At 59.3% G+C, this 4234-nt stretch carries 6 protein-coding genes and 1 pseudogene; 3 read left to right on the forward strand and 4 right to left on the reverse strand.

Annotated features, from left to right (window positions below):
- Nucleotides 1-9: 9 nt before the first annotated feature.
- Together EN749_RS39485 and EN749_RS37920 are read right to left on the reverse strand one after the other, a co-directional pair.
- Nucleotides 10-138 carry a hypothetical protein gene (locus EN749_RS39485; RefSeq protein WP_135907184.1) on the reverse strand — a complete coding sequence of 43 codons (129 nt, stop codon included), beginning with the start codon at nt 136-138 and terminating at the stop codon, nt 10-12.
- A 296-nt stretch (nt 139-434) separates the two neighbouring features.
- Nucleotides 435-611 (reverse strand): hypothetical protein, encoded by a 177-nt coding sequence (locus EN749_RS37920; RefSeq protein ID WP_189367842.1) that lies wholly within the window; start codon nt 609-611, stop codon nt 435-437.
- Between the two features lie 296 nt (nt 612-907).
- Between EN749_RS37920 and EN749_RS37925 the strand changes: the two genes are divergently transcribed.
- Nucleotides 908-1048, forward strand: coding sequence for a hypothetical protein (locus tag EN749_RS37925; protein WP_164546995.1), 141 nt, complete (start codon nt 908-910; stop codon nt 1046-1048).
- Here EN749_RS37925 and EN749_RS31850 read toward each other — a convergent pair.
- Nucleotides 1017-1315, reverse strand: a pseudogene (locus EN749_RS31850) (IS256 family transposase); the annotation flags it as partial. The gene EN749_RS37925 and the pseudogene EN749_RS31850 sit on opposite strands and share 32 nt — an antisense overlap.
- On the opposite strand from EN749_RS31850, the gene EN749_RS31855 reads away from it, so the two are divergent.
- A complete protein-coding gene (locus EN749_RS31855; RefSeq protein WP_127294583.1) occupies nt 1253-1483 on the forward strand; it encodes a hypothetical protein in 231 nt (76 codons plus the stop codon). The pseudogene EN749_RS31850 and the gene EN749_RS31855 overlap by 63 nt on opposite strands.
- A 784-nt stretch (nt 1484-2267) precedes the next feature.
- Nucleotides 2268-2783, forward strand: a complete 516-nt coding sequence (locus EN749_RS31865) for a DUF2285 domain-containing protein (protein ID WP_245329899.1) — start codon at nt 2268-2270, stop codon at nt 2781-2783.
- A 785-nt stretch (nt 2784-3568) separates the two neighbouring features.
- Here EN749_RS31865 and EN749_RS31870 read toward each other — a convergent pair.
- Nucleotides 3569-4234, reverse strand: a 666-nt coding sequence (locus tag EN749_RS31870) for an aldehyde dehydrogenase family protein (protein WP_127257889.1), incomplete at its 5' end; no start/stop codon positions are given.

Consider the following 4234-nt stretch of genomic DNA (forward strand, 5'->3'; position numbering starts at 1 on the left):
TGCCAGCAGCTACGCCGCCAGAGCGTCATCCGCAGCCTGCTTGATCAGCCATTCGATGTGATTTGACCACATCTGCAACACCTCGCGCTTCTCCTTGACGTTGCTATAGAGATTGTAGATTTCGCCAATGTCTGTCAAGGACGCCGCCTTGTGTTCACTATGTGCTCGATGACGTGTGGCAATACCTGCCGCCTGCCGAGATTTGTCGCGAGCGTCCTGCGCAGATCGTGAAGGGTCCAGTTCTCCAAAGCCACCCCGTCAGTATTGACCTTGCCGTCTAGAGCCTTCTTGCCCTTCGCGTAGCCTGAGAAGTGGCTTCTTTCGTTGCCCCTCGCAGGGAAAAAAACGTGTCATTGGTCTTCGGTACCGACTGGGGGACCGACACCGCCAGTGTGGACAGCGGAATAAGCGTAGGCTCTTCGTTCTTCGTGCGGTCACCCGATAGTTCCATGTTCCGGCTTCAAGGTTGAGGACCAACGCATCGCGGCAACTTCCGTACGCCTCTGTCCGGTCAGAATGAGCAGCTTGACGATGGAGCCGAACGAATAGCCGATATCGCCCGGTTCGGGCTCACAGCCCGTCCATATAGCCGCCAGTTCGGCATCGTTCACCACTCGCTTGCGCTTGACGATCGGGGCCGGATCCGGATTTTCCAATCCCTCGCGGGGAAACCGCGATGAGCCGTTGCGGCGGTTTGCGACACCAGTTGAAAAATGCCCGCATACACCAGAAGGCCGTGTTAGCCGCTTGCGGGTGACCCCCGGCGACGATCTTCTTGGTGATGTTAGCAATGTCGGTGTCGATCACATGGTGGATAGAGCGACTCCCGAGGGCAGGCACAAGATACCGGTTCAGGCTGGCCTCGACCAGTGCGGTGTTTTGAGGGTCGTTACTCGGCGGCCTGGAGGTGACCGCCATCGCCGTCCTCGGTATCGTCAGCGCTGATATGCGCCTGATCGGCAAGGAAGGCTGGCAGTTCCGATGGAGCTATGCTGGAATTTGGGTGACGAGGCTGATCAAGCGGCGCTCTGCGGCTTCGTTTCGATGACCTCGATTCCGTCCAGGAACCTGGCACCTGCGATGAGTTTCGGCAACTGATTTTGTCCTTTCAATCGTGCCACCTCCTGGCCGCGGCAATGACCAGCTTGAAGACCATCAGCTGGGCGATTTTCCAGGATAGCGAGCCCTTGCTACGCACCGTGCGATGGCGAACGGTTGCAAAGACGCTTTCGATGGGATTGGACGATCGCAGATGATCCCAGTGTTCGGCGGGGAAATCGTAGAGCGCCAGCGACGCATTCTGATCTTTCGTCAGTCAGTCGACCGCCTTGGCATACGCTTCGGCCTCCATCTCGATCGCATGCGCAAGCAATTTGCGCGCGCCGCTGCGAAGTACATCCGTCGGGGTATCATCGATTTCGTCGGGCTGACGAAGGCGAACAATGTGTTGATAGTCTCGTTCATGGCATATCACTCTCCTTGAGAGGTACTGGCAGGCTTCATCACCCGCCTCGATACGCCGCTCTCCTCAAGCCGTCATCATCCAGTTTCCGCCATGGCTCCCCCTGATTGATCCGCTTCACCTGTGCAACTGCACAGGCTGCCCTAGCGGGGAGATTGGCCTCCAATGGCGAAAACTTGCCGCAGGAGACCCTCCGATGACCGTGCCTATGGCGCCGCCGCTACGACAACTTGCCGACAAGCAGCGTGCGATCCACTGCCGCGCTACTGCGCCTTCAAGGGACGTCTGGATCGCGACGCAGGAGCCGATGACCGTTACGGAATCAATTCCAGGTCGCGCTGGCCGTCGCTGTGCCCGTTCGACGGTCTGGTGGCAATTTGGGCACATCTTCTGTCGCCGACAGTGGCGATGGCTGACGCTTCAACGAAACGGGGTCTTCGACGTCTGCTGCCTTCGCCGATGCTTTGCGAAGTGGCATAATGTTTCGACGCACGCAGGCGCGGGCAGGGGATGTCAGTCATGAATCTCCTGACTGGCGCGGATCAGGCCGATTGGCGGGATGAAAGATCATACGACTACACCGCTGGCCTGACGCTGCGGGAATGGGCTTGGGAGTTCTTACGCCGCAATCCAGCGTTCCAGCGCGATCTGACCGCTGCGCGCCAGCATTGCAAGACTTGGTCTCTCCAATCCTTTCTCGATATGGTCGCGTCGGCCGGCGACCTGTCACGCTGGGGTGTTCTGTTTCGCGGAGTCTTGTGGCCGCGCTTCGGTCGTATTCTGGTGTCCGCTCTGGTGCGTCCATGTGCTGCCGGTCATTGCGGAACGGTTGCCTGCCTCGTCGCCGACACCGCCGTTCGAACTCTCGGCATTGCCCTGTCGTGCAACCGTCCTGCTGGCGCCCGACAAGAGCCAGCATGTTCTTCTTCGCAATGCGGACCACGCGCTGCAGCTCGCCGTCTCGGGCGCGAATATCCTCCACCCTGTTTGCCTGCATACGCAAGCCATCTGGCCCGCGGTGCTTTTAAAGCATCGACTGAGGGGACTGGAGTGCCTCAATGCTCTCAGTCTAGGGCAACAGTTGCCCCCCCGCTTGTTTGCGCCGGAAAAGCGCGGCGTCCGTTTGTCCTTCGTTCTTCGTGCGCTCGACGGTTCGCTCGCCGGAGCACCTCATCGCGAGCTCGCCGAAGTTCTCATCGGTCAACGGCGCGTCCATGCCGACTGGGCGGATCCTCGCGATCATCTGCGCGACCGCATCCGTCGGGCCGTCTCGCGTGGCCGCGCGCTCATGAATGGTGGCTACAGAGATTTCCTAATTTGAAAAGCGACAGTCCGCGCTGTGCGTCGGTGGATGAACGTTCGCTCGCAGCTGTACCCGTCACCAACAGTTCGCCCGCCGACAGGACTGCATGGCGCCTTGCAAGGTGCGCTCTGGTCTAGCTTGTCGATGCCGAAATGAGATGGGCGAGGGTGCCAAGGCGGTGGTTCATTAGGGCCGGCCTCGACCTGGACGCACATCATTGGTCGGAAAGCGGCGTGCACCGCAATGTCGCCATAGCAGCCAAGATCCTTTGAGTCCGGACCTGCAGTCCTGTTGGACCGGCGGGTGCAACAATATGGAGGGATTTGAGGCCTCACACCGTTCCCTGGTCGACAGCTCGGTCAACATAGCACCCACCGCTTGATTATGGAAATGGTGTGCCTGGAGTGCAGCGAGTAGCGGCTTGCTGCGCACTGTCCTAAGAATAGCAGTCATGACCCGTCTGGGCGTCTCCAACACGACGATTCAACCGCTTGGGCATTGTCGCATATCCCACAATGTAGAATGCGCAACAGGGCAAAAGCTGATCCATCGGCGGTTTATCAATGCTTTTTGGCTTGGCACGGCCCATGCAACGCAATCGGCAAAAGGCGCACGAACTGAGTGGCCCATCGGCCCTAGGAGCGCTGACTTATGCCCTCCCAAGGCATGTCCGGCCCGGCAGCGAGCTCAGTCGCCTGCCGGGCATCCGTGTTTCAGGTCAACGGCGTTTGGAACTTCCAATTAGGTGGCGGCATTGACCGCAGGCCGCCCCCCGGTGGGGCGGAGAGACAGTGCAGCAGGTTTCAAATCCCGCCCATGCAAAGATATTTCATTTCCAGATAGTCCTCGAGGCCATGACGGGAACCCTCCCGCCCGATGCCGGATTGTTTGATCCCGCCAAACGGTGCCGCCTCCGAGGACATGCGTCCCGTGTTGATGCCAACCATGCCATATTCCAGAGCCTCTGCCACACGCCAGACCCGCTTCAGGTTTGAGGCATAGAAGTATGCGGCGAGGCCGTAGATCGTGTCATTGGCCTCGCGCACGACCTGATCCGCATCGTTGAAGCGAATGATCGGCGCGAGCGGCCCGAATGTCTCCTCTTGCGCGACTGCCATGACGCTGGAAATCTCGGTGAGGACCGTGGGTTCGAAAAACGTGCCATTCTTGCCGATACGCTGGCCCCCGCATCGTATTGTGCCGCCTTTCGCAATGGCATCTGCGATGTGAGACTCGATCTTGGCCAGAGCATGCTTGTCGATGAGCGGTCCGATGTCCACTCCGGCATCGAATCCGTCGCCAACCGACAAGTGCCGGATTCTTTCCACGAATTTCTTGACGAACTCATCGTGAACGCTCGATTGGACGTAAATGCGGTTCGCGGAAACGCAGGTCTGGCCGGCATTGCGGAACTTCGCCTGGACCGCACCGTCAACAGCACCGTCAATGTCGGCATCATCGAAGATGAT

Source organism: Mesorhizobium sp. M7A.F.Ca.ET.027.02.1.1, from assembly GCF_004022985.1.
Lineage (GTDB): Bacteria > Pseudomonadota > Alphaproteobacteria > Rhizobiales > Rhizobiaceae > Mesorhizobium.

Excerpts from the sequence above, each read along its gene's own strand:
- EN749_RS31855 (WP_127294583.1), top strand. The coding sequence starts at position 1,253 with ATGATCCCAGTGTTCGGCGGGGAAATCGTAGAGCGCCAGCGACGCATT.